Below are 22,548 nucleotides of genomic sequence, written 5' to 3'. Positions count from 1 at the left end.
TCAGACCGCGATCCTTATAAGAGTCCTAGATGCAAAACCTGATCGTCGCTGTCGTTGCCTATCTGATCGGTTCGTTGTCGTTTGCCGTGATCGTGAGCGCCGCGATGGGTCTCGACGACCCGCGCTCGTACGGCTCGGGCAACCCGGGCGCCACCAATGTGCTGCGCAGCGGCAGCAAGAAGGCCGCGATTCTGACGCTGATCGGCGACGCCTTCAAGGGCTGGCTGCCGGTGTGGCTGGTCGTGCAATTCGGTGCACGCTACGGGCTCGACGAGCGCTCGATCGCGATTGCGTCGCTCGCGGTGTTTCTCGGTCACCTGTATCCGGTCTTCTTCCGCTTCAAGGGCGGCAAGGGTGTCGCGACCGCTGCGGGCGTGCTGCTCGCGATCAACCCGACGCTCGGCGTCGCGACCTTGCTGACCTGGATCATCGTCGCGTTCTTCACGCGCTATTCGTCGCTGGCGGCGCTGTGCTCGGCGCTGTTCGCGCCGCTTTTCTACGTGTTTCTGTTCGGGCCGCGCATCGTTGCGCTCGCGGTTCTGGTGATGAGCCTGCTGCTCGTGTGGCGACATCGCGGCAACATCGCGAAGCTGATGAAGGGGCAGGAGAGCCGTATCGGCGACAAAAAGAAGGCCGCCAGTCCGGCGGCCGGCAACGATCTTTGAAGTGGGCTGAGCCGTATCGCCCGGCCTGAGGCGAAGCGGCTCGAAGACTTTGGGCGCGGCGCCGCGCGTTGCGTTGCAAGCCTCGCGCGCCGTACTGCTTAGTCGCGGAAGTTGTTGAAGTCGAGGGGCGTGTCGGTCACGTCCTTGCGCAGCATCGCGATCACGCTTTGCAGATCGTCGCGCTTCGCACCCGTGATGCGCACCGCGTCGCCCTGAATGCTCGCCTGAACCTTGATCTTGCTGTCCTTCACCAGACGCACGATTTTCTTCGACAGATCGCCCGACACGCCCTTCTTGATCTTGATGACCTGCTTGACCTTGTCGCCGCCGATCTTCTCGATCTTGCCGTAGTCGAGGAAGCGCACGTCGACGTTGCGCTTGGCCATTTTCGACAGCAGCACGTCCTTCACCTGGCCGAGCTTGAAGTCGTCGTCGGCGTACGCGGTGATTTCGTTTTCCTTGTGCTCGACGCGCGCGTCGGACCCCTTGAAGTCGAAACGCGTCGAAATTTCCTTGTTGGACTGCTCGATCGCGTTCTTGACTTCGATCATGTTCGCTTCGCAGACGACGTCAAACGATGGCATTGCATTCTCCCAATAGTGCGGCAGTGCGCGACGCGGCCGGACGGCTGCGCGCGAGGCACTCGCTATAATCACGGACCGGACGTCATTTTACCGACGCCGCTCTCTTTTGCCCAAGGCCGCCGCGCGGCGCTGCTCGTGTAGTCAGGCGCGGTATTGGTCGTTTTTCGTTGTTTGCTGTTGCTTCCCGTTGTTGCCCTGTTGCCATTCCGATGCCCCAATCCGCTCTTGCCGCTCCCGTCGTCGCGTCTCTCATGGCCGGCTATTCGCTGAAGGCCCACAACACGTTCGGCTTCGACGTGCGCGCGCAGTTCGCGTGCCTGATCGAGCGTGAGGAGCAATTACCCGCTGCGGTGCGCGATCCGCGCGTCGCGGGCCTGCCGCGCCTCGTGCTCGGTGGCGGCAGCAACGTCGTGCTGACCGGCGACTTCGCCGGGCTCGTGCTGCTGGTGGCGCTGCGCGGCCGCCGCGTGGTGCGCGAGGATCAGCATGCGTGGTATGTCGAGGCGGCCGGCGGCGAGCCGTGGCACGAGTTCGTCGCGTGGACGTTGGCCCAAGGCATGCCCGGCCTCGAGAATCTCGCGCTGATACCGGGCACGGTCGGCGCGGCGCCGATCCAGAACATCGGCGCGTACGGGCTCGAAATCTGCGAACGCTTCGCATCGCTGAGGGCGATCGAGCTCGCGACCGGCAACGCCGTCGAACTCGACGCCGATGCATGCCGGTTCGGCTATCGCGACAGTTTTTTCAAGCGGGAAGGGCGCGAGCGCTTCGTGATCACGTCGGTCACGTTCCGTTTGCCAAAGGCGTGGCAGCCGCGCGCGGGCTACGCGGATCTCGCCCGTGAGCTGGCGGCGCGCGGTCCCGCGGCAAGCCAACTGGAAGCCGATGGTGCGGCCCTGCAGCCGACCGCGCAGGCCATTTTCGATGCGGTCGTCGCCGTGCGGCGCGCGAAGCTGCCCGATCCGCTCGAACTGGGCAATGCGGGGAGCTTCTTCAAAAATCCGGTGATCGAGGCCGCGCAGTTCGAGGCGCTGAAGCGCCGCGAGCCGGAAATCGTGTCGTACGCACAAGCGGATGGCCGGGTCAAGCTGGCGGCCGGCTGGCTGATCGACCGATGCGGCTGGAAGGGCCGCGCGATGGGCGCGGCCGCCGTGCATGAACGCCAGGCGCTGGTGCTGGTGAATCGCGGTGGCGCGAGCGGCACGGAAGTGCTGGCGCTGGCGCGGGCGATCCAGCACGAAGTGTTCGAGCAATTTGGCGTGGAGCTGGAGGCGGAGCCGGTTTGCCTCTGAGCGGAAGTGCGCTCTGTGCGCGCTGACGTGCGGCGCTGAGTTTCACCACCGACGAATGCAAAAAGGCGCCGGGAGTTTCCTCCCGGCGCCTTTTTTTGTACCGTAGTCCCGGCGAGTGCCTGGTCAGCGGCCCGCTCAGTGATTGAGCTTGCCGAGCAGCAGGTATTCCATCAACGCCTTCTGCACGTGCAGACGGTTTTCCGCTTCATCCCACACGACGCTCTGCGGTCCGTCGATCACTTCCGCGCTGACCTCCTCGCCGCGATGGGCGGGCAGGCAGTGCATGAAGAGCGCGTCGGGATTCGCGCGCGCCATCATGTCGGCGTCCACGCACCAGTCGGCGAAGGCCTTCTTGCGCGCTTCGTTCTCGGCCTCGAAGCCCATGCTGGTCCACACGTCGGTGGTGACGAGATCGGCGCCCGCGCAGGCTTCGTTCGGGTCGTCGAACTCCTCGTAGAACGGCGCGCTTTCCGCCGCGACGAGCGCGCGGTCGAGCTTGTAGCCGGGCGGCGTGGACAGGCGCAGCTTGAAGCCGATGATCTGCGCGGCTTCGATCCACGTGTACAGCATGTTGTTTGCGTCGCCGACCCACGCGACCGTCTTGTCGCGGATCGGACCACGATGTTCGAAGTACGTGAAGATGTCCGCGAGCACCTGGCACGGGTGATACTCGTTCGTGAGCCCGTTGATCACCGGCACGCGCGAATTTTCGGCGAAGCGCTGGATGATGTCCTGGCCGAACGTGCGGATCATGATGATGTCCACCATGCGCGAGATGACCTGGGCGGCGTCTTCGATCGGCTCGCCGCGGCCGAGCTGCGTGTCGCGCGTGCTCATGAACACCGCGTGGCCGCCCAACTGGAAGATGCCGGCTTCGAACGACAGGCGCGTGCGCGTCGAATTCTTTTCAAAGATCATCGCCAGCGTGCGGTCATGCAGCGGATGATAGGTCTCGTAGTTCTTGAATTTGCGTTTCAGGATGCGCGCGCGTTCCAGCACGTACTCGTAGTCTTCCAGCGAGAAGTCCTTGAACTGCAGGTAGTGGCGAATTTTCTTGGCGGTCATGAAACAAATACGGCGGTCTCACCCGGCAGGGTTGCCGGACTGCGCCGCCGTCGGTTTGGTGGTAACTCAATCCAGCATAAAGGATTTCGCCCCGTTTGACGAGTCAGCTGGAAGGCTGTGAAAGTAATTAGAAAGCTAGTAGAAGGCGTTGTGTCGGGCTGCGCGAGGTCATCGGAGGGCACTTGTGTGCGCTGCGGAAAAGGGCCCGCTGCGCTATAATTTAAGGGTTATCCCATAGCCCAGCAGGCCGGCGTTTCGCATCAAGAAACGCGGCTGGCGCGGCGCGGAAAGTCTGTCATGGCGTGGCCGTCATGACAGGCGCCAGAGCGGTTCAGCCGGTTCGCCGCAGCGGTTCTCGTGGTGCGGCTCGTCATTGTTGCGTTAGCGCCAGGTCCCACGCACGTCGCAGGTGGCTGCAAGCGCTCGCCGTGCATGCCGCTTGCAGTGAATTCGAGCGTGCAATCGGTGTCGCCGGTTGGTCGTCAGTCCGCTGGGCAGTCACACAGGTATTTCTACATGGCCGAAGCAGCTCCAATCGAATATTTCATTCAGGGCATTACGTCGACCGGGAAAAGATTTCGGCCGAGCGACTGGTCGGAGCGGCTCGCGGGCGTCATGTCGTCGTTCGGGCCCGGCGTGAGGAAGGGGCCGAACGCCTATATGCAGTACTCGCTGTACGTGCGGCCAACCATGATCGGCGATCTCAAATGCGTGATTCTCGATTCGCGGCTGCGCGACATCGAGCCAATGGCCTTCGATTTCGTTCTGAACTTCGCGAAAGACAACGACCTCCTCGTCACCGAGGCGTGCGAACTGGAACTCGAGCATGCGCCTGCGCCGGAAGCCAAACGGCATGCGATCTGACGCAAGCTGGCCGGATCGGCAAAAGCAAAAACAAAAACCCGCAAGCAGCGGGTTTTTTTGTGGCTGGTCACCAAGCCAAATCAAAAAAGCCCGCCAAAGCGGGCTTCTTGTGCAGCGGAAACAGGAGGTAGCCCACCGAAGCGGGCCGACCGGAATTACTGCGCTGCGGGCGCTTGCAGACCCTTGATGGCTGCAGCGAGGCGGCTCTTGTGGCGAGCTGCCTTGTTCTTGTGAATGATGTTCTTGTCGGCGATGATGTCGATGGTCTTCGACGATGCCTTGAAGATTTCGGCGGCCTTGGCTTGGTCGCCTGCGTCGATTGCCTTGCGGACAGCCTTGATAGCCGTGCGGAACTTCGAGCGCAGTGCCGAGTTGTGCGAGTTTGCCTTCGCGGCCTGGCGGGCGCGCTTGCGTGCTTGTGCGGAGTTAGCCATGACGGTTCCTTATCCTGTTCCTGTTTCCAGTACCCGGCCTTCAACGATGAGGCGAGGTGCTGCTTCTCGATCCGAACCCTTGGAAGCGATTGCCCAAGGGCGCAAAAGTGTCGAAAAAATCGATCGAACTACGCGAAGGCGGGCCCGTGTTTCAAGGCTTCGGATGTATTGACAGGCGGCGCTGCGCCAACCTGAGAATCCCGTCCGAAGACCGTGCGAAAACTGAGCAAGCTTCGAAACCGACGATTATAGCAACAAAATCAGGCACGTGACAACGGGAAACGCGCGACCGCGTCACAGTAAGGGGAGCGGCGTCATGATGACGCTGACGTGCTGGCACAGCACGGAAAGCCGCTGAAAAGACAAAAATCGCACTTTTCAGCCGATTGCGGCGAACGTCCGCGCAGCAAATCGGTCCGAATCGCGTTCCGGCTCGTCGCCCGCATTAGCGGGACCCGTATAATAAGCGCCCCATGAATCTATTCCGAGCCCTGCTGACGGTCAGCGGCTTCACGCTGCTGTCGCGCGTGACCGGACTGGCCCGTGAAACGCTGATCGCCCGTGCGTTCGGCGCCAGTCAATACACCGACGCTTTCTACGTCGCCTTTCGCATTCCGAACCTGCTGCGCCGCATTTCCGCCGAAGGCGCGTTTTCGCAGGCCTTCGTGCCGATCCTCGCCGAGTTCAAGAACCAGCAAGGCCACGACGCCACCAAGGCGCTCGTCGACGCGACCTCGACCGTGCTCGCGTGGGCGCTCGCCGTGCTGTCGGTGATCGGCGTGGTCGGCGCGTCGGGCGTCGTGTTCGTCGTCGCGTCGGGCCTTGCGCGCGAGGGCCACGCATACCAGCTCGCGGTCACGATGACGCGCATCATGTTCCCGTACATCATTTTCATTTCGCTGACGTCGCTGGCGTCGGGCGTGCTGAATACGTACCGGAACTTTTCGTTGCCCGCATTCGCGCCCGTGCTGTTGAACGTTTCGTTCATCGTCTCTGCGCTGTTTCTCGCGCCGCGCCTGCAAACGCCGGTCTATGCGCTCGCGTGGGCGGTGATCATCGGTGGCGTGCTGCAATTCGCGGTGCAGCTGCCGGGCCTCAAGAAGATCGACATGGTGCCGCGCATCGGCCTGAACCCGCTGCACGCGCTCGCGCATCGCGGCGTAAAGCGGGTCCTCGCGAAGATGGTGCCGGCGATGTTCGCGGTCTCGGTCGCGCAGATCAGCCTGATCATCAACACCAACATTGCATCGCACATCGGCCCCGGCGCGGTGTCGTGGATCAACTACGCCGACCGGCTGATGGAGTTTCCGACCGCGCTGCTCGGCGTCGCGCTGGGCACGATCCTGCTTCCGAGCCTGTCGAAGGCGCATGTCGATGCCGATTCGCACGAGTATTCGTCGCTGCTCGACTGGGGACTGCGCGTCACGTTCCTGCTCGCCGCACCAAGCGCGATCGCGCTGTTCTTTTTCGCCCAGCCGCTGACGGCGGTGCTGTTCAACTACGGCAAGTTCGACGGCACCGCGGTCGTGATGGTGAGCCGCGCGCTCGCCGCGTACGGCGTTGGCCTGATCGGCCTGATCCTGATCAAGATCCTTGCGCCGGGCTTCTACGCGAAGCAGGACATCAAGACGCCGGTGAAGATCGGCATCGGCGTGCTGGTCGTCACGCAGCTGTGCAACTACGCGCTCGTGCCGGTGTTCGCGCACGCGGGCCTCACGCTGAGCGTCGGGCTCGGCGCTTGCGTGAATGCGTTGCTTCTGTTCATCGGTCTGCGCAAACGCGGCATTTATACGCCGTCGAGCGGCTGGCTCAAGTTTTTCGTGCAGTTGCTCGGTGCGTGCTTAGTGCTCGCCGGCGTGATGCGCTGGCTTGCAATCAGCTTCGACTGGGTCGGCATGCATACCCAGCCGGTTAGCCGCATGGTGTTGCTCGGTGCGTGTCTCGTACTGTTCGCCGCGCTATATTTCGGTATGCTTTGGCTGATGGGCTTCAAGTACGCGTATTTCAAAAGGCGAGTGAAGTGATCACCATGTCGCGGGTTCTCGATTATTTCAGTACGCTCGTCGCCGAAGACGAGAGCCTGCCGCTGACCGAGACGGCGCTCTCGCTCGCGCAGGACGCCTATCCCGACCTCGATCTGCAGTCGGTGCTCGCCGAGATCGACGAGCTGGTGCTGCGGCTGCGCCGCCGCATGCCAGACGATGCCGACATCCGTCAGAAGGTTGGCATCCTCAATCGGTTCTTTTTCCGTGAACTCGGTTTCGCGAGCAATCTGAACGATTACTACGACCCCGACAACAGTCATCTGAACGTCGTACTCAAACGTCGCCGCGGGATTCCGATTTCACTCGCGGTGCTCTATCTGGAGATGGCCGAGCAATTCGGCGTTCCGGTGCGCGGGGTGTCGTTTCCGGGCCACTTCCTGCTGCGCGTGACGACGCCCGACGGCGACGTGATGCTCGATCCGACCACCGGTCATTCGCTGTCCGAAGCGCAGATGGTCGAGATGCTCGAACCGTACGTCGCGTCGGCTGGCGATTCGGTCGGCCGCGCGTTGCGCATGCTGCTGCAACCGGCCACGCGTCGCGAGATCGTCGCGCGGATGCTGCGCAACCTGAAGGCGATCTATCTGCAAACCGAGCGTTGGCAACGTCTGCTCGCCGTGCAGCAGCGGCTCGTCATTCTGCTGCCGGACAATATCGAGGAAGTGCGTGATCGTGGTTTCGCGTATGCGCGGCTCGATTATCTGCGGCCCGCGCTCGAGGACCTCGAAAGCTACCTTGGGGATCGCCCCGATGCGGAAGATGCCACCGTGGTCGAATCGCAACTGCATGAATTGCGGCAGCGCACGCGGCACGACGGCGGCGAATAGCGCCGCGCTTTTCACGCTGCATAAAAAGCAAACGCCTGCACATGTCGCACATGTACAGGCGTTTTTTTATCGCCACGCGCCTCACTTCGGCTGCATACGGATCGCGCCGTCCAGCCGGATCACCTCGCCGTTCAGCATCGGATTGTCGAAGATCTGCTTGGCGAGCATCGCGTATTCGGCCGGTTTGCCGAGGCGCGGGGGGAACGGCACCATCGCGCCGAGCGCGTCCTGCACTTCCTGCGGCATGCCGAGCAGCATCGGCGTTTCGAAGATGCCGGGTGCAATCGTCATCACGCGGATCGCGTTGCGCGACAGGTCGCGCGCGATCGGCAGCGTCATGCCGACCACGCCGCCTTTCGACGCGGAGTAGGCCGCCTGGCCGATCTGGCCGTCGAACGCGGCGACCGATGCGGTGTTGATGATCACGCCGCGTTCGCCATTGACGTTCGGCTCGTTCTTCGACATCTGCACGGCGGCGAGCCGGATCATGTTGAACGTGCCGATCAGGTTGATCGAGATCGTGCGCGTGAACAGATCGAGCGAATGAGGGCCATCCTTGCCGACGGTCTTCGCGGCCGGCGCGACGCCCGCGCAGTTCACGAGCCCGCGCAGCGTGCCGAGCTTCGCGGCGGCTTCGACGGCTCGTTGCGCGTCCTCTTCGCGGCTCACGTCGCATTTGACGAATACGCCGCCGAGTTCCTTGGCGAGCGCCTCGCCCGCGTCCAGATTCAGGTCGGCGAGCACGACCTTGCCGCCGTGCTCGACCAGCAGGCGCGCGGTGGCAGCGCCGAGCCCTGATGCACCGCCGGTGATCAGGAACACGTTGTCACGAATTTCCATGTCTTCTCCTTCGCTACGGTTGTTCAGTGCAGTCTGGATCGAAGCGTTTTTCGACGATCGATTGTAGCGGCTGTGCTGCGCTGCGGAAAGCGACGCGGGCGGCGGAAATGCGAGCGCTATGCAAGACCAACCGGTTCTGCTGGACGTTCCGTGCACAGCGCTTGCCGTTGCGGTTGGCGCGCTGAGCCAATAAAAAACCCGCCCAATGTGGGCGGGTTTCGGTCGAACGCAAACAGCGGAAATCTTAGATCAATCCAGCTTACTTCAGCGCGTCGAACGCACGGGCGCGAATTTCATCGACGCTGCCGAGGCCCGAAATGCGGCGATATTGGGGCGCTTTCACCGAGCTCGACGCATCGCCGTTCTTCGCCCAGCTGTTGTAGTACTCGATCAGCGGCTTGGTTTGCGATTCGTACACTTCCAGACGCTTCTTGACCGTTTCTTCCTTGTCGTCGTCGCGCTGGATCAGCGGCTCGCCCGTCACGTCGTCGATGCCCTCGACCTTCGGCGGGTTGAACGTCACGTGATACGTGCGGCCCGACGCAGGGTGCGAGCGGCGCCCGCTCATACGCACGATGATCTCGTCGAACGGCACGTCGATCTCGAGCACGTAGTCGATCGCGACACCGGCCTGCTTCATTGCTTCGGCTTGCGGAATCGTGCGCGGGAAGCCGTCGAACAGGTAGCCGTTCGCGCAGTCCGGCTGTTGCAGACGTTCCTTCACGAGGTTGATGATCAGCTCATCCGTGACGAGCTCGCCGGCATCCATGAAGCGCTTTGCTTCGAGGCCGAGCGGCGTACCAGCCTTGACGGCCGCGCGCAACATGTCGCCGGTCGAAATTTGCGGGATGCCGAACTTTTCCTTGATGAAGTTGGCCTGAGTGCCTTTGCCAGCACCCGGTGCACCCAACAGGATCAAACGCATGGATATCTCCAGATCTATGTGAATTCTTTATTTACGCAGCAGGCTTCCCGGCGATTCTCGCAAGTTCCGCATCGGCTACCGTTGGCTAGCTCGCGCTGCACGTCGAAATGACGGCGCTGCAAGATCCGCACGGCGCGACCGGGATAACCCGAGTGTCGCTGCGCTGGGAGGCGCGCATAACCGTTCGATTATGCCACGGCTTCCCGCCCTCAAGACCCGAATAAAGCCCGTACGCGCGCGAGATCGGCGGGGGTATCGACGCCCGGTAACGGCACGTCATGTGTGACCAGTACCGCGATGCGCTCGCCATGCCACATCGCGCGCAGCTGTTCGAGCGCTTCGACCTGCTCGATCGGCGAGATCGCGAGGCTCGGGTACGTGCGCAGAAATTTCGCGCGGTACGCGTACAGGCCGATGTGCCGGTATACGGCGGCGGGCGCGGGCGGCGCCGGCATCGACGCGACGTTGGGCCAGTGCGGCTGCCATGCGTCGCGCGCCCACGGGATCGGCGCGCGCGAGAAATACAGGGCGACGCCGCGCGCATCGGGCACGACCTTGACGACGTTCGGATTGAAAATTTCGGCGGGATCGGTGATCGGATGGGCGGCCGTCGCGATCGCGCAGTCGTCCGTCGTTGCCAGATGCGCGGCGACGCCGCGCACCAGCGCCGGGTCGATCAGCGGCTCGTCGCCCTGCACGTTGACGATGATCGTGTCGTCGCTCCAGCCGAAGCGCGTCGCCACTTCCGCGAGGCGGTCGGTGCCCGACGGATGGTCGGCGCGCGTGAGTACTGCGTCGAAGCCGTGGTCGTGCGCCGCGTCGAGCACTTCCTGCGCGTCCGACGCGACCAGCACCTGCTGCGCGCCCGATTCGCGCGCGCGCTCCGCGACGCGCACGACCATCGGTTTGCCGCCGATGTCCGCGAGCGGCTTGTTGGGCAGACGCGTCGACGCCAGACGGGCCGGCACGACAGCGATAAACGGATGAGGGGTGGTGTGGATCATCGGATCGGGAACGGGCGGCAATCAGGCCGGAGGAAGGGGCTGCGCGCGCGATGCGCACGCAGAGTCGGACATAAGCCGGAGCGGCAGAAACGGCTACGGATCGATCGTGGAGCACATACGGGCGGGCATTGGCGTTGACGAAGCTTTGCCCGGTGACCCGCGAGCGAGCGAGACGTCACGGCGCCGCGGTGCAGCGCCGCGCCGGGTCAGGCGACCGAGCCGGGATTCAGATCGACCGGCGTGCCTTCGACGGTCTGCCGCGCTTCGTCGACGAGCATCACGGGAATGCCGTCGCGGATCGGATAGGCGAGCTTGTCCGCGTTGCAGATCAGTTCCTGCGCGGCGCGGTCGTAGCTGAGCGGGCCCTTGCAGATCGGGCAAACGAGGATTTCAAGCAGGCGAGCGTCCACGGACTTTCTCCACAACTAATGCAGTGAGGCGGTGATCAAGCGCGGCTTCGACCGGGACTACCCAGATGCGCGCGTCGTGCCAGGCCCCCAATTTTACCGCATCCTTTTCGGTAATCAGGATCGCGTCGGCGTCGACGTCGGTGAACGGATTGCGCTCGAACGCGTAGTGGTCGGGCAGTGCGCGCGTCGTGGGCGTGATGCCGGCCGCGCGCACTGTCGCGAAAAAGCGTTCCGGCGCGCCGATGCCGGCCGCGGCCAGTACGCGTTGACCGGCGAATTGCGCGAGCGGGCGGCGCAGCGCGGGATTGTCGAGATGCCACGCGTCGGCGGGCGCGAGCTGCAGTGCGAACGTGTTCGGCCACGCGGGCAGGGTGCGCGCGTACGGATCATTGATCAGCGTCGCGTCCCGGCGGCGCGACAACGGCTCGCGCAGTGGCCCGGCCGGCAGCAGGAAGCCGTTGCCGCCGAGCCGGTGATCGAACACGACGAGTTCGACGTCGCGCGCGAGGCGATAGTGCTGCAAGCCGTCGTCGCTGACGATCACGTCGACGTCGCGATGGGCGGCGCAGAGCGCCTGCGCGGCGGCGACGCGATCCGGACAGACCCATACGGGTGCGCCGGTGCGGCGCGCGATCAGCAACGGCTCATCTCCGCCGACGCGCGCCGACGAACCGGGCGTGACCTGGGTCGGCGTGCTCACGCGCGCGCCGTAGCCGCGCGACACGATGCCAGGCGTGAAGCCCGCGGTGCGCAACGCTTCGACGAGCGCTATGACGGTCGGCGTCTTGCCGGTGCCCCCCACCGTCACGTTGCCGACCACCACCACCGGCACGCCGACGCGCACCGACTTCAGCCAGCCTTGCGAAAACGCGGCGCGGCGCGCGGCCGCGACCGCGCCGAACACGCAGGCGAGCGGCGTCAGCGCCCAGGCGAGCGGGCCGCGTTGCTGCCATTCGCGCGCGAGGCGCGCTGCGAGACGGTCGCTGAGTTCGCTCATGGGCGGGTTGCGGGCAAGGACTGCGTGCCGAGCGCACTACGCGGGGTCAACATCAACGCGGTTCTCCGGGCAATCGAATGCGAATACGGTCGAAAAATGAGGTGCAAACCGCGCGGCGAAAGGGCTCGTGCTTATCGGCCTCAGGCCGGCCAGCTCCCCGGCGCACCGCGCGATCGGCATGCCGTCGAACCCGCAACTCTAGCGCGCGGGCGTCCCGGCCGGCAAGTCGCGCAGGGCTTGATGGACGCCGGTCCATGCTATGTGCGGTCGCCCACAGTCTGTGGATAACTTTGTGGAGAACCTGCCATCCGATGGTCCGGGAGGGCCATTCCGTGCGCTTTGGATCGAAGTGCTCGCTCTCTATTGAGATGCAAACGCCATATAAATCAAGGGTCTGCCAGGAATCTATTGGCGTTGGCGGGCGTTCTGGCGGAATTCGTCAGGCGGTTCCCGCCATGTGGACACTTTTAACAATCCTGCGATTCCGGCTGGACGCCGCTCGTCGCTCGGTCTATCGTCTGTCCGGCCAGCGCTATTTATTCCTCGCATGAACCCCGAAAATCCTTTTGCTTCGGCGGCCACACCAGGCGGTGAGGTCGTCGTTCCCGTCTCCGCGCTCAATCGCGCGATCGGCACGATGCTCGAACGCTCGTTTCCACTCGTTTGGGTTGCGGGCGAAGTGTCGAACTTCACGCGCGCCGCGAGTGGTCACTGGTATTTCTCGATCAAGGACGCGCAGGCGCAGATGCGCTGTGTGATGTTCCGTGGTCGCGCGCAGTACGCCGAATTCATGCCGCGCGAAGGCGATCGCATCGAAGTGCGCGCCCTCGTGACGATGTACGAACCGCGCGGTGAATTGCAACTAAATGTCGAAGCGGTGCGCCGTACCGGTCAGGGGCGTCTGTATGAAGCGTTTCTGCGGTTGAAGGCGCAGCTCGAAGCCGAAGGGTTGTTCGCCGCCGAGCGCAAACGCGCGCTGCCGACGCATCCGCGCGCGATCGGTATCGTCACGTCCTTGCAGGCGGCCGCATTGCGCGACGTGCTGACGACGCTCTCGCGCCGCGCGCCGCATATTCCGGTGATCGTTTATCCGGCGCCGGTGCAGGGCGCGGGTGTCAGCGCGAAGCTGGCGGCGATGGTCGAGACGGCTGGCGCGCGCCGCGAGGTCGACGTGCTGATCGTGTGTCGCGGCGGCGGCTCGATCGAAGATCTGTGGGCCTTTAACGAAGAAGTGCTCGCGCGCGCGATTGCGGAAAGCGTGATACCCGTGGTGAGCGGCGTCGGCCACGAGACCGATTTCACGATTGCCGATTTCGCCGCCGATGTACGTGCGCCGACGCCGACCGGGGCTGCCGAACTCGTGAGTCCGCAGCGCGTCATGCTGCTGCGCGAACTCGATCATCGGCACGCGACGCTCGCGCGCGGGTTCGGCCGCATGATGGAGCGGCGCGCGCAGCAGCTCGACTGGCTGACGCGCCGGCTCGTGTCGCCAGCCGAGCGGCTCGCGCGGCAGCGCACGCATTTGCAGCAACTGCGCGTGCGGCTCGCGTCAGCGGGCGCGCGGCCGGTGCGCGACGCCCGAGCCCGATTCTCGCTCTTGCAGATGCGCTGGCAACGCTGGCGGCCGGATCTCGCGGCCGAGCGCACGCGCATCCACACGCTGGCGCAACGCCTGAATGCAGCGCTGTCGCGCCAGCATGAACGTCAGGTCGCGCGCATCGACATGCTCGGCGCGCGACTCGAAGTGCTGAGTCCGCAGCGCACGCTCGAGCGCGGCTATGCGGCCGTGCTCGATGCGCAAAGCGGTCGGGCGATCCGCACGCCGTCGTCGCTGAAACCCGGACGTCGTTTGACGATGCATCTCGCCGAAGGCTCGGCCGACGTCGCGCTCGCCGACGTGCAAGCACGTCTGACTGACGGCTTCTGACGTTTTGCCGGGTGGGCGCGTGGCGCCTATCTCCTGTCATGTCCTGCCTGCCGACGACCCGGGCACGCGCCATGCGCGCCCTTCCGAAGGGCCTTGCGCACGGCGTGTTCGACATGCCGGACATAAAGGCCGGTCGTTTGCGGGGTTATTCCAACTCGCCTACAATCGAGTGCTCGATAGCGTCATCCGCAGACTCCCCACAACAGATATAGAGAAGGAAAGCACCATGGAACATACGCTCCCGCCGCTGCCGTTTGCGAAAAACGCGCTCGCTCCGCACATGTCGGAAGAGACGCTCGAGTTTCACTATGGCAAGCATCACCAGACCTATGTGACCAACCTGAACAATCTGATCAAGGGCACGGAGTTCGAGAACCTGTCGCTGGAAGAGATCGTCAAGAAGTCGTCGGGCGGTATCTTCAACAATTCGGCTCAGGTGTGGAATCACACGTTCTTCTGGAACAGCCTTTCGCCGCAAGGTGGCGGTGCACCGACCGGCGCGCTCGCTGACGCGATCAACGCGAAGTGGGGTTCGTTCGACAAGTTCAAGGAAGAGTTTGCGAAGACCGCGGTCGGCACGTTCGGCTCGGGCTGGGCATGGCTCGTGAAGAAGGCCGATGGTTCGCTCGACCTCGTGTCGACGAGCAACGCCGCCACGCCGCTCACCACCGACGCCAAGGCGCTGTTGACGATCGACGTTTGGGAGCACGCTTACTACATCGACTATCGCAATGCGCGTCCGAAGTTCGTCGAAGCGTACTGGAACATCGTCAACTGGGACTTCGCAGCGAAGAACTTCGCTTGAGATTTCCGGTTGCAGCTCGTCGTCTGATGTCGTGATCCTTGCGGTCGCGATTGAAGATGGTAGCTAGAGACGAAGGCCCTCCATCGCGAGGGCTTTTTCTTTTTCTGCGGCGGATTGGAACGGTAGGGATCGCTTCTGAAAGAAGTTTGTCACAGTTGGTAACCGCGGTTTCGCGGGGCGCTAAGTGGACCTCGACGGCCGCCCGTCGACTTCGCCGGGCTGGCGGGGGCGGGCGCGCCGCAGGCAATGCGAGCCGCTGCGGCGGCGAGAATGAACCGGTTGATTGAGGCGGCCTCCGCGCGGTCGATTGGCTTGGGCGGCGGGGACCGTTTGACACTAGTGTGGGCGGCGGTCCCTGTCGATATAACCTACCCAACGCCGCGACGATGCGCAGCCGGGGCGAGGCTCGGCGGCCGTGCAAAAACTTTCTGTAACTAAGCCGTAACCACGGAATTTCGCGATTAGCCTAACGTTTGAATTCCAATCCTCTGAAGTGCACCACCATGATTTCCAGCAATAAAACGATCAGCCTGGCGATTCCCGCCGCAGTCATCGCGCTCGCGTTAGGCGGTTGCGCAGTGGCGCCCCCGAGCGGCCCGAGCATAGCCGCGATGCCGCGCAGCGGCGAGCCGCTCAGCCAGTTCCAGCAGAACGACTACGAGTGCCGCGACTACGCGAATCAAACGACGAATCCGTCCGGCGCTGCGCAGGCAGCCACCACGAACAGCGTGAACAGCGCGGCACTCGGCACGCTCGGCGGCGCGGCGGTTGGCGCGCTGCTCGGCGCCGCGGCGGGCAACGCCGGCGCGGGTGCGGCGATCGGGGCGGGCAGCGGTCTGCTGATCGGCGGCGCGAACGGCGCGAACGGCGCCCAGTACTCGGCGGCCGGCTTGCAGGCACGCTATGACACCGCCTACGCCCAGTGCATGACCTCGAAGGGCGAGACGATCGCTCAGCCGCAGCCTTACTATTCGACGCAGCCGGTGTATGTTGCGCCCCGTCCTTACTACTACGCACCGCCTCCGCCCGTCATGTATGCGCCTTATCCGGCCTACTGAACGGTGATAGTGGGGGACCGGCCGGCTTGCTTGTCTTGCATTGTCGGCCGGTAGCTTGTAGCGACGACCGTCGAATCCGTGCCGCTGTTTACTCCGTGCTGTCCGTCGACGCCGCTTTGCGCGGACGACGGCTGCGAGACGCCGTTTTACGGGTGACCTTCCTGGTGGCCTCAGGTCCTTCTTCCGAGTTGACTGCCGGAGCAGCGGCCTCGGCCGGCGCCGCGATCTCAGGGACTTCCTCGATCGTGCGCGGTGTACTTTTTTTCACTTTCTTCGCGGCCGTTTTGCGCGAAGCGCGCTTTTTGACGCTTTCACGCTGTGCGGGGTGGTCGCTGTCGGGGCTTTGCTCGATTTCTTGACCGAAGACGACTTGTTCGGCGGCTGTATCCGCTGCCGCTGTTACAGCGCGAGCTTCGCTGTTTTCACCTATCGGTTCAGTGACGAACTCGTCTTGGAGCGGCGCGCGTTCACGCGGCTCCTGCCGCGGGGCAGACTCGGCGGGCTCCGCCTGTTCGGTGAGAGCCGGAGCGCCAGCCGCAGGTTCTTCATCAGCCGTTTCGTGGTGCCCCCGCTTGCCGTGCACAGCCTCCTGACCGCGGGCCGCCTTGCGGTTGCCGCGCTCCTTACGACGCGACTTATGCTTACCGCCCGACTCGGACGCGGCCGCTTGCGCGGCCTGCGCTTGATACGAATGTTCGGCCGCCTGTTCGGCCGACGCCGACTCAGCCGACCCCGTTTCAGCAGACTCCGCCGCGGTTTCGCCGATATTTTCACTGGCCGCTTCACTCGCGACGTTCACGGCCGTGCTTCGATAAACGTACGCGCCTGACTTTTCATCGCGGCCGAATTCGAGTAGCCCGCGCGCCTGAGCTTCTTCCAGCAGATTGCCGAAAGCGCGAAACCCGTAATACGTTTCGTTGAAATCCGGTTTGCGCCGTTTGATCGCGTTCTTCAGCACGGACGCCCAGATCTTGCCGCTGTCGCCACGTTCGGAAGCGAGTGCGTCGAACGTCTGCACCGCAATTTCAACAGCCTTGCTGCGACGCTTCTCCAGATCTTCCTTCGGCGGGGCTTTCTCTTCATCAGCCGCACGTTTGGCTGCCTGCTGCGCGCTCTGCTGCTGGCGCGACGATTCGCGCCTCGCGACTGCGCGCTGACTTTCGCGTACGAGATCGTCGTAAAAGAAGAACTCGTCGCAGTTCGCAATCAGCAAATCCGACGTGGACTGCTGCACACCGACGCCGATGACCTGTTTGGCGTTCTCGCGCAGTTTCGACACGAGCGGCGAAAAATCGGAATCACCACTGATGATGACGAACGTATTGACGTGCGATTTCGTATAACAGAGATCGAGCGCATCGACGACGAGCCGAATGTCGGCGGAATTCTTGCCCGATTGGCGCACGTGCGGAATTTCGATCAACTCGAAATTGGCCTCGTGCATGGCCCCTTTGAAACTCTTGTAGCGATCCCAGTCGCAATACGCCTTCTTGACGACGATGCTGCCCTTCAGCAGCAGGCGCTCGAGTACAAGCTTGATATCGAACTTGTCGTATTTCGCGTCGCGCACGCCAAGCGCGACGTTCTCGAAGTCGCAGAACAGCGCCATGCTGACGTTTTCGTTGGATGACGCCATGTGTATCTCCATTGAAGCGGTCGTCGAAGTCGACGAATCGCGACATGATAGCGATTCCAGCGAAGGTGAGCAGCTTTTGTGGTGCGCTCGCACCGATAGTTGGATGGGAATTTGCAGCAAGCGGTTTGTCCGGCCGCCCAGCGAGCGGCTCCATGTCAGTGCCGTTACAGAGTGTCGCGACGACCTGCGTTGTTCCACGTCGCGCGAGCTTCCAGCACGTCGTCGATCAATCCGTATTCCCTCGCTTCGAGCGCCGACATGAAGTTGTCGCGGTCGGTATCGCGCGCGATATCTTCGATGCTGCGTCCGGTGCGTTCGGCCATCATCGCATTCAGACGCGCTCGCACATACAGCACCTCCTTTGCCTGGATTTCGATGTCCGCCGCGGTGCCCTGACCACCGCCGGACGGCTGGTGAATCATGATGCGAGCATTCGGTAGCGCATACCGTTTGCCGCGTTGACCCGCGGTGAGCAGAAAGGTGCCCATGCTCGCGGCAAAGCCCGTGCACAAGGTCGAGACCTCCGGCTTGATGAACTGCATGGTGTCGTAAATCGCGAGGCCGTCATACACCGAGCCGCCGGGCGAGTTGATGTAAAAAGAAATATCCTTGTCGGGGTTCTCCGATTCGAGAAACAGCAATTGTGCGACGATCAGACTGGCTGACTGCTCGTTCACGGGCCCGACAAGAAACACGATGCGCTCGCGCAGCAGGCGGGAGTAGATGTCATAGGCGCGCTCGCCCCGGCCGGATTGTTCGATCACCGTGGGCACGAGGCCCAGGGCGGAGACAGACGGGTAACTGGAAGGCATGGATTCCTCGTTCAGGATGGATAGCACGGGCATTCGGGGATGCGCAGCCCGCCTCGGATCAGAAGCCGCGTGACATGCGCGGGTTGTTGCTCATTTGACGAAGCAGCGACCGGCGTTGTGACAGAAATTTTTTTGCGCCGAGCTGTCACATCAACCGTTGCCCACGCGTCAAGCTCAGGAATACCGAACACGACGCGCGCCTGAGCCATGCCACTGGTGTACAGCCGCTTTTTCACGACGCAACATCGGGAGGTCTACGCATGACGGAACAGGGAATCGACAAGGCATCCAGTTTCGAGGCCGCGCGCGCCCGTCTGCTGGCGCTCGCATATCGGATGCTTGGCAGTCGTGCGGAGGCCGAAGACGTGGTGCAGGACGTCTGGCTCAAATGGCATCTTGCCGATACGCAGGCGGTGCAAACGCCGGTCGCGTGGCTTACCACGCTCACCACGCGCGCGGCGATCGACCGTCTGCGGCACGCGCAGCGCGAGCGCGCGTCGCAGGCTAGCGGCTGGTTGCCGGAGCCGTGGCTCGACGAGGTCGCACCGTCGGCGGAGGAGTTGGCATTGCGCGCGGCCGATATGTCATATGGCGTGATGTTGCTGCTCGAACATCTCAAGCCAGACGAACGCGCGGCGTTCGTCCTGCATGAAGCGTTCGAATGCGGTTATGCCGAAATCGCGTCGATTCTCGAGCGCACACCGGCCGCTTGCCGGCAAATGGTTCATCGCGCCAAGGAGCGTCTGAAACGGGCGGGCGCGCCATTGAAGCGGCCCGATCCAGCGGTGCACGGGCGCATCGTCGAGCGATTGCGCGCGGCGCTCGAAGCGCAAGACCGGGCGGGCTTGCTGCAGCTTTTCAACGACGCGCCGCAACTGATCAGCGACGTACCTCTGTACGCTATACCCACTCCAATCCCCACGGCCAACCTGGCCCTTCGCGCACAAGGGCCGACACCTGGAGCCGAAGCGCAGGGCGCCCCCGAACCCGGTTCAGGTCAGAAGTGGATCGCTGTGGTTACATCGCTCGCGCAACAGGCGAGCTATACCGAGGTGGTGTCGATGGCGGGCGCGGTGTGTATCGCACTGTTCTGCGACGGCGACATCGTCGGGCTAATCGACGTGGTGACGGATGGCGCAACGGACCTTTCGGCGAGAATCGTCTCGCTGCGCATCGTGACCAGCGCCGCGCATTTGCGGGCGGCCAACCGAATGCTGGGCCGTGACGCGGTCAGGGAACTGCTTGCCCGCATCAAGGGCCCTCGGGGCGTGTCAGTTGCGGTGAGCCGCGACTTCCCAGTTGATGTCGACGCATAGCACCTGCGTACCATGCGAGTTATGCGCGGCAATCGAGGCCGTGACGCACAGATGCGCTTCGTTGATCGACAGATACGGCGGCGTTAGATGAACCCGCCCCGGTTGACGCATCGCCTGAATGAAGTACGGGCGGCGCTCCCAACTGGCGCCTTCGGAGTGCAGCAGCGGGCTGAAGCGCTTTGCACGTTGCGATGTGCGGCCCGGTGGCAGCACGTTGTCGCCGATCTGCCGGCCCGAACCGTCCAGGACAAAGCAGCGTGCCGTTTCTCCGAGCGCGAGCAAAGGTGCGGTCGCCTGCGCGATCGATTCCCCGGCAATCAGCTGAGCTGCGGCGGCCTCGAGCGCGGTGACATACGGTGCGAGCCGCGCGGATTGCGCTTTCTCTCGAGCGGCAACGCGTTCGCGCAGCGAGGCGGAGAGCGAATCCATCAGGCCAGCGGCAACTTGTGGCTTGACGGGTTCGACGCTCGGGCCTGCGAAAAATGCGCCCTGGACGAAATCTACGTTGCATTCGAGCGCGATCAGCGCGTCACGCTCGGTGCTCAGACCGCCCATCAGTACCAGTTGCCCGGACTCGTGCAACAGAGAGACGAGGCCCGGCAAGACACGCTCGATGTGCGAGTGTTCACTCGCTTGCGCGAGGATGCAGCGGTCGAGCGTCACGATGTCCGGCCGCAGATTCCACACGCGGTCGATGTTCGAATGCTTGGCGCCAAAGCCGTCGAGCGCGATCAGAAAACCGGACTTGCGCAGCGAATCGACGATTTCGGCGAAGCGCGTGGTTTCGCCGCCGGCCTGTTCGGATACTTCGAGCACCACGCGTTGCGGCGGCAGGCCGAGCGTCTTCAGGCTGGCAAGCAGCGCGTCGCCGTAGCTGGTGTCCATCAGTGCGGCCGGATGCAGGCTGAGGAAGAGCCATTCGTCGTGGCTGTCGAACGCGTTGAAGTTGCCGAGGTGCAGCGATTCGGCTAGCCGCCCGAGTTCCAGCAGGTCGCCGCGTCGCGCGGCCTGCGTAAAGACTTCGTGCGACGGCACTTGCTGCTCATGCTCGTCGTGCACGCGCAGCGACGCGTGATACCCGATCGCGCGCCGGTGCGATACCGAGAAGACCGGTTGAAACACGCTGAAAACGGTGTAGCCGCCATACAGAACGGTACGGCGCGAGCCTTCGTCGCCGGCCATCGGGCGTGGTGGCTGGAAGCCGGGAGGATCGAGTTCGATCATGCTCATCATGTCGGTCGTGTGGAAATGGCGGCGCTTGCAGGGCTCGGCAGGAGTTTGCACGCGCAGACTAAGAGTTTACAGGATAGTCGAGCAAGAACTATGCGCGTGTACCGACAAAGCTCGAGCGCCCACCAGCAATGCTCCGAGCCAAACATCGTGCGCCCGCTCCGGTACTAAGGCGATGACACGCACTTCACTGGTGCGGGACGCGCCCTGTTGCGGGTCGGTGACGCTGTTCAGGGATGCGGCGTGCGGGGCCGCGCGGAGCGGTGCCAGGAAATCCGTTTGCAAGCGCGCGAGGATGCGTCGTCCCGGCCCGCGCGGATTTCAGGTGCGCTCCGACGGATCGGTCTTTTTCGCCGGCGTGCGGATCTCCGGCGACAGCTGCGCAAAGATCCACGACGAACATGCGGTAATGATGCCGACACACAGGAACGTCGCATGAAACGCGGGCAGCGAATTTGCGGCAGTCACGCGCTGCATGATGCCGGTAAAGGTCGTCAGCAACGCACCGGCCACGGTCACGCCGAGACTCATCGAAAGCATCTGCACGAGCGAAAACAGGCTATTGCCGCTGCTCGCGCCGCCGGTGCCGAGGTCCTTCAGCGTCAACGTGTTCATCGCGGTGAACTGCATCGAGTTTACGCCGCCGAAGATCGCCAGTTGCACGAGCCGCAGCCACAGCGGCTGATTCGTGCTCGTGAGCGCGAAACTCGCCATCATCAGGCCGACCAGAATCGTGTTCGCCATCAGCACGCGCCGGTAGCTGTACCTCAGAATCAGCGTCGTCACGAGACGCTTCGTTGCCATACCCGCGGCTGCCACGGGCAGCATCATCAGCCCGGCTTCGAATGCGCTATAGCCGAGGCTCACCTGCAACAGCAAAGGAATCAGGTAGGGCATCGAGCCGCTGCCGATCCGCGCGAACAGATTGCCGAGCAGTCCGACGCTAAACGTGTGGATTTTGAACAGATCGAGCGGAAAAATCGGCGCCGGCTCGCGCACCGCGTGCAGACCATAGGCAACGAAGCACGCCATGCTCAGAATCAGCAGCACCAGCACCGTCGCATGTTGGATGCCGAATTCGGTGCGGCCGTCGAGCGCGAACGAAATTGCCACCATGCCCACCACCAGCAGCAGGTAGCCGCCGAGGTCGAATTTGCCCGTGTGTTCATTGCGGCTATCCGGCATGAAGATAAACGTGGCAATGCAGCCCACGATGCCCACCGGCACGTTGATCAGAAAGATCCAGTGCCACGACGCGATTTTGACGAGCCAGCCGCCGAGCGTCGGGCCGATCAACGGTCCGATCAGGCCCGGGATCGCCACGAACGACAACGCCGGCAGATAGCGCTCCGCCGGAAAGGTACGCAGCACCGCGAGCCGCCCAACCGGCAGCAGCATCGCGCCGCCCACGCCTTGCAGAATGCGGAAGAGCACCAGTTGGTTCAGCGTGTGCGCGTTCGCGCACAGCAGCGAGCCCACCGCGAACACGAGGATCGCACTGAAGAACACGCGCCGCGTGCCGAGTTTGTCGGCGAGCCAGCCAGATACGGGGATCATCACCGCCATCGTCAGCGAGTAGGCGATCACCACCGATTGCATGCGCAGCGGCAGCTCGCCGAGGCTCGTCGCCATCGCGGGGAGCGCGGTGTTGACGATCGTCGAATCGAGCGTCTGCATGAAAAAGCCGGTGGCGACCAGCCACAGCATCACCGTCAGTGCGCGGGGCGAAGGGCCAGAGGGGATGTCGGGAGCGAGGGCGGGCGGAGTCGGCGTCGTGGACATATGAAGCGGCTGGGCGCGCTCGGTCGGGCT

At 63.6% G+C, this 22,548-nt stretch carries 22 protein-coding genes; 9 read left to right on the top strand and 13 right to left on the bottom strand.

Going from position 1 to position 22,548, the window contains the following annotated elements; genetic code table 11:
* Positions 1–29: 29 nt before the first annotated feature.
* Positions 30–665 (top strand): glycerol-3-phosphate 1-O-acyltransferase PlsY, encoded by a 636-nt coding sequence (plsY, locus tag VSR82_RS32565; protein WP_368584753.1) that lies wholly within the window; start codon positions 30–32, stop codon positions 663–665.
* Positions 666–763: 98 nt separating this feature from the next.
* Here plsY and VSR82_RS32560 read toward each other — a convergent pair whose 3' ends face one another.
* Positions 764–1,249: a YajQ family cyclic di-GMP-binding protein gene (locus VSR82_RS32560; RefSeq protein ID WP_018421633.1), complete on the bottom strand. Its 486-nt coding sequence runs from the start codon at positions 1,247–1,249 to the stop codon at positions 764–766.
* 251 nt (positions 1,250–1,500) lie between these two features.
* On the opposite strand from VSR82_RS32560, the gene murB reads away from it, so the two are divergent.
* Positions 1,501–2,541, top strand: a complete 1,041-nt coding sequence (gene murB / locus VSR82_RS32555) for a UDP-N-acetylmuramate dehydrogenase (RefSeq protein ID WP_410848534.1) — start codon at positions 1,501–1,503, stop codon at positions 2,539–2,541.
* A 135-nt stretch (positions 2,542–2,676) separates the two neighbouring features.
* On the opposite strand, the gene argF is transcribed toward murB, so the two are convergent.
* Entirely contained in the window at positions 2,677–3,606 is a 930-nt protein-coding gene (gene argF, locus VSR82_RS32550; RefSeq protein ID WP_429458107.1) for an ornithine carbamoyltransferase, read from the bottom strand.
* A gap of 516 nt (positions 3,607–4,122) precedes the next feature.
* Here argF and VSR82_RS32545 point away from each other — a divergent pair.
* Positions 4,123–4,470 (top strand): DUF3579 domain-containing protein, encoded by a 348-nt coding sequence (locus VSR82_RS32545; protein WP_368584755.1) that lies wholly within the window; start codon positions 4,123–4,125, stop codon positions 4,468–4,470.
* A 155-nt stretch (positions 4,471–4,625) separates the two neighbouring features.
* Here the strand turns inward: VSR82_RS32545 and rpsT are convergent, their stop codons facing one another.
* The gene (gene rpsT / locus VSR82_RS32540; RefSeq protein WP_013090353.1) at positions 4,626–4,904 is read right to left on the bottom strand and encodes a 30S ribosomal protein S20; all 279 of its coding nucleotides are present in this window, start codon (positions 4,902–4,904) and stop codon (positions 4,626–4,628) included.
* Positions 4,905–5,377: 473 nt separating this feature from the next.
* Here rpsT and murJ point away from each other — a divergent pair, with 473 nt between their 5' ends.
* Both murJ and VSR82_RS32530 read left to right on the top strand, forming a co-directional pair.
* Positions 5,378–6,928 carry a murein biosynthesis integral membrane protein MurJ gene (murJ, locus tag VSR82_RS32535; RefSeq protein ID WP_429458109.1) on the top strand — a complete coding sequence of 517 codons (1,551 nt, stop codon included), beginning with the start codon at positions 5,378–5,380 and terminating at the stop codon, positions 6,926–6,928.
* A gap of 5 nt (positions 6,929–6,933) precedes the next feature.
* Entirely contained in the window at positions 6,934–7,776 is an 843-nt protein-coding gene (locus VSR82_RS32530; RefSeq protein WP_176110260.1) for a SirB1 family protein, read from the top strand.
* Positions 7,777–7,857: 81 nt separating this feature from the next.
* On the opposite strand, the gene VSR82_RS32525 is transcribed toward VSR82_RS32530, so the two are convergent.
* The 5 genes from VSR82_RS32525 to lpxK form a co-directional block, all read right to left on the bottom strand.
* Positions 7,858–8,616, bottom strand: coding sequence for a 3-hydroxyacyl-CoA dehydrogenase (locus VSR82_RS32525; RefSeq protein WP_429458111.1), 759 nt, complete (start codon positions 8,614–8,616; stop codon positions 7,858–7,860).
* Between the two features lie 259 nt (positions 8,617–8,875).
* Positions 8,876–9,541: an adenylate kinase gene (gene adk, locus VSR82_RS32520; protein WP_176121699.1), complete on the bottom strand. Its 666-nt coding sequence runs from the start codon at positions 9,539–9,541 to the stop codon at positions 8,876–8,878.
* A gap of 209 nt (positions 9,542–9,750) precedes the next feature.
* Complete coding sequence (gene kdsB, locus VSR82_RS32515) at positions 9,751–10,545, bottom strand: 3-deoxy-manno-octulosonate cytidylyltransferase (RefSeq protein WP_429458113.1); 795 nt, start codon at positions 10,543–10,545, stop codon at positions 9,751–9,753.
* Between the two features lie 206 nt (positions 10,546–10,751).
* Entirely contained in the window at positions 10,752–10,955 is a 204-nt protein-coding gene (locus VSR82_RS32510) for a Trm112 family protein (protein ID WP_007180583.1), read from the bottom strand.
* Positions 10,936–11,952, bottom strand: a complete 1,017-nt coding sequence (lpxK, locus tag VSR82_RS32505; RefSeq protein ID WP_368584759.1) for a tetraacyldisaccharide 4'-kinase — start codon at positions 11,950–11,952, stop codon at positions 10,936–10,938. Before lpxK ends, VSR82_RS32510 begins: the two co-directional genes overlap by 20 nt.
* Positions 11,953–12,499: 547 nt before the next feature.
* On the opposite strand from lpxK, the gene xseA reads away from it, so the two are divergent.
* The 3 genes from xseA to VSR82_RS32490 all read left to right on the top strand — a co-directional run bounded on the left by xseA (position 12,500) and on the right by VSR82_RS32490 (position 15,742).
* Complete coding sequence (gene xseA / locus VSR82_RS32500; protein WP_410848532.1) at positions 12,500–13,879, top strand: exodeoxyribonuclease VII large subunit; 1,380 nt, start codon at positions 12,500–12,502, stop codon at positions 13,877–13,879.
* Between the two features lie 226 nt (positions 13,880–14,105).
* The gene (gene sodB, locus VSR82_RS32495; protein ID WP_013090345.1) at positions 14,106–14,684 is read left to right on the top strand and encodes a superoxide dismutase [Fe]; all 579 of its coding nucleotides are present in this window, start codon (positions 14,106–14,108) and stop codon (positions 14,682–14,684) included.
* 503 nt (positions 14,685–15,187) lie between these two features.
* Positions 15,188–15,742 (top strand): glycine zipper family protein, encoded by a 555-nt coding sequence (locus VSR82_RS32490; RefSeq protein WP_368584761.1) that lies wholly within the window; start codon positions 15,188–15,190, stop codon positions 15,740–15,742.
* A gap of 88 nt (positions 15,743–15,830) precedes the next feature.
* Here the strand turns inward: VSR82_RS32490 and VSR82_RS32485 are convergent, their stop codons facing one another.
* The 3 genes from VSR82_RS32485 to VSR82_RS32475 all read right to left on the bottom strand — a co-directional run bounded on the left by VSR82_RS32485 (position 15,831) and on the right by VSR82_RS32475 (position 18,426).
* On the bottom strand, positions 15,831–17,378 hold the full coding sequence (locus tag VSR82_RS32485; protein ID WP_429458117.1) for an NYN domain-containing protein: 1,548 nt from the start codon (positions 17,376–17,378) through the stop codon (positions 15,831–15,833).
* 164 nt (positions 17,379–17,542) lie between these two features.
* Positions 17,543–18,190 carry an ATP-dependent Clp endopeptidase proteolytic subunit ClpP gene (gene clpP, locus VSR82_RS32480; RefSeq protein ID WP_176105216.1) on the bottom strand — a complete coding sequence of 216 codons (648 nt, stop codon included), beginning with the start codon at positions 18,188–18,190 and terminating at the stop codon, positions 17,543–17,545.
* An 11-nt stretch (positions 18,191–18,201) separates the two neighbouring features.
* Positions 18,202–18,426, bottom strand: a complete 225-nt coding sequence (locus VSR82_RS32475) for a hypothetical protein (protein ID WP_429458119.1) — start codon at positions 18,424–18,426, stop codon at positions 18,202–18,204.
* A 24-nt stretch (positions 18,427–18,450) separates the two neighbouring features.
* On the opposite strand from VSR82_RS32475, the gene VSR82_RS32470 reads away from it, so the two are divergent.
* The gene (locus tag VSR82_RS32470; protein WP_429458121.1) at positions 18,451–19,506 is read left to right on the top strand and encodes a sigma-70 family RNA polymerase sigma factor; all 1,056 of its coding nucleotides are present in this window, start codon (positions 18,451–18,453) and stop codon (positions 19,504–19,506) included.
* Here VSR82_RS32470 and VSR82_RS32465 read toward each other — a convergent pair.
* Both VSR82_RS32465 and mdtD read right to left on the bottom strand, forming a co-directional pair.
* Positions 19,462–20,736 (bottom strand): EAL domain-containing protein, encoded by a 1,275-nt coding sequence (locus VSR82_RS32465; RefSeq protein ID WP_368584797.1) that lies wholly within the window; start codon positions 20,734–20,736, stop codon positions 19,462–19,464. The two genes, VSR82_RS32470 and VSR82_RS32465, sit on opposite strands and share 45 nt — an antisense overlap.
* Before the next feature lie 321 nt (positions 20,737–21,057).
* The gene (mdtD, locus tag VSR82_RS32460) at positions 21,058–22,518 is read right to left on the bottom strand and encodes a multidrug transporter subunit MdtD (RefSeq protein ID WP_410842483.1); all 1,461 of its coding nucleotides are present in this window, start codon (positions 22,516–22,518) and stop codon (positions 21,058–21,060) included.
* Positions 22,519–22,548: the final 30 nt, after the last annotated feature.

The organism is Burkholderia sp. JPY481, from assembly GCF_038900515.1.
GTDB lineage: Bacteria > Pseudomonadota > Gammaproteobacteria > Burkholderiales > Burkholderiaceae > Paraburkholderia > Paraburkholderia youngii.
Note: the sequence above shows the minus strand (reverse complement) of the source record. Positions and strands in the feature narration are given on the sequence as shown.

Coding starts and splice junctions, on each gene's coding strand:
- plsY (WP_368584753.1), top strand. CDS start 30: ATGCAAAACCTGATCGTCGCTGTCGTTGCCTATCTGATCGGTTCGTTG.
- VSR82_RS32560 (WP_018421633.1), bottom strand. CDS start 1,249: ATGCCATCGTTTGACGTCGTCTGCGAAGCGAACATGATCGAAGTCAAG.
- murB (WP_410848534.1), top strand. CDS start 1,501: ATGGCCGGCTATTCGCTGAAGGCCCACAACACGTTCGGCTTCGACGTG.
- argF (WP_429458107.1), bottom strand. CDS start 3,606: ATGACCGCCAAGAAAATTCGCCACTACCTGCAGTTCAAGGACTTCTCG.
- VSR82_RS32545 (WP_368584755.1), top strand. CDS start 4,123: ATGGCCGAAGCAGCTCCAATCGAATATTTCATTCAGGGCATTACGTCG.
- rpsT (WP_013090353.1), bottom strand. CDS start 4,904: ATGGCTAACTCCGCACAAGCACGCAAGCGCGCCCGCCAGGCCGCGAAG.
- murJ (WP_429458109.1), top strand. CDS start 5,378: ATGAATCTATTCCGAGCCCTGCTGACGGTCAGCGGCTTCACGCTGCTG.
- VSR82_RS32530 (WP_176110260.1), top strand. CDS start 6,934: ATGTCGCGGGTTCTCGATTATTTCAGTACGCTCGTCGCCGAAGACGAG.
- VSR82_RS32525 (WP_429458111.1), bottom strand. CDS start 8,616: ATGGAAATTCGTGACAACGTGTTCCTGATCACCGGCGGTGCATCAGGG.
- adk (WP_176121699.1), bottom strand. CDS start 9,541: ATGCGTTTGATCCTGTTGGGTGCACCGGGTGCTGGCAAAGGCACTCAG.
- kdsB (WP_429458113.1), bottom strand. CDS start 10,545: ATGATCCACACCACCCCTCATCCGTTTATCGCTGTCGTGCCGGCCCGT.
- lpxK (WP_368584759.1), bottom strand. CDS start 11,952: ATGAGCGAACTCAGCGACCGTCTCGCAGCGCGCCTCGCGCGCGAATGG.
- xseA (WP_410848532.1), top strand. CDS start 12,500: ATGAACCCCGAAAATCCTTTTGCTTCGGCGGCCACACCAGGCGGTGAG.
- sodB (WP_013090345.1), top strand. CDS start 14,106: ATGGAACATACGCTCCCGCCGCTGCCGTTTGCGAAAAACGCGCTCGCT.
- VSR82_RS32490 (WP_368584761.1), top strand. CDS start 15,188: ATGATTTCCAGCAATAAAACGATCAGCCTGGCGATTCCCGCCGCAGTC.
- VSR82_RS32485 (WP_429458117.1), bottom strand. CDS start 17,378: ATGGCGTCATCCAACGAAAACGTCAGCATGGCGCTGTTCTGCGACTTC.
- clpP (WP_176105216.1), bottom strand. CDS start 18,190: ATGCCTTCCAGTTACCCGTCTGTCTCCGCCCTGGGCCTCGTGCCCACG.
- VSR82_RS32470 (WP_429458121.1), top strand. CDS start 18,451: ATGACGGAACAGGGAATCGACAAGGCATCCAGTTTCGAGGCCGCGCGC.
- VSR82_RS32465 (WP_368584797.1), bottom strand. CDS start 20,736: ATGAGCATGATCGAACTCGATCCTCCCGGCTTCCAGCCACCACGCCCG.
- mdtD (WP_410842483.1), bottom strand. CDS start 22,518: ATGTCCACGACGCCGACTCCGCCCGCCCTCGCTCCCGACATCCCCTCT.